General features: G+C 49.0%; 1 pseudogene. It reads right to left on the bottom strand.

Annotation, left to right across the window (positions count from 1 at the left end):
* Positions 1 to 798, bottom strand: a pseudogene (locus tag A3750_RS25800) (phosphate ABC transporter, permease protein PstA); the annotation flags it as partial.

The following is a 798-nucleotide window of genomic DNA, read 5'->3' as shown; positions in this document are numbered from 1 at the left end:
CTCAGATAGACGGCCGCGATTACACCGAATGGTGTCACGATGATCGACATAATGATCACCATTAATACCGTGCCGAAAATAGCCGGGAAGATACCACCTTCGGTGTTCGCTTCGCGTGGTTCGTCGCTTACAAACTCGTAGAGTTTAGCAACATAAAACCCCAGCTTATCCCCTAGACTCATGGCGTTAGGCTGGTAGGCATTGACCACTTTTGCAAGATCAACGGTGATTTGTGTGCCATCCATGCTTTGCACGCGTACTTTGTCGCGGTTGATCTGGGTGTAGAGATCGATCAATTGATCCTGCAATCCAGCATATTGTGCATCAAGTACTGCACGTTCTTCGGCTATCTCTGCTTGTGCTTGTGCCGTTAGACGGTTTTCAAGCTCAAGTTTGCGTTGTTTGAGACGCAGTCGTTCCATGCCCGCATTGATTGACCCAATCTCACCTTTTTCGATCTCGTGAATCTGGGAGTAGATCTCCAATGCACGCTCAAGTCGTGTTTCAAACTCCGGCCATGCGGCGTCGTTCTCAGCCACCACGTTATCGGCCTCAATGACTTGCTTGAGGTAACCATAGAAATTACCCCACTCACGTCGCTCCATAACGATAATGTCTTCAGGGTAGGTTTTATCCGAAATGTTTCGGTCGAGGATCCAGCGAAAGTCCGCTCCGGTAATATCCCTGTTACCCAGCTTGATGAGATTGCGATCAAGATGTTCAAGACCCTCTGGGATGCTGTATCCCGCATCACGAAGTTGAATTGCCGAGACTTCCACTGTTTCGACCATCTCACCA

Source organism: Oleiphilus sp. HI0079 (genome assembly GCF_001635105.1).
Note: the sequence above shows the minus strand (reverse complement) of the source record. Positions and strands in the feature narration are given on the sequence as shown.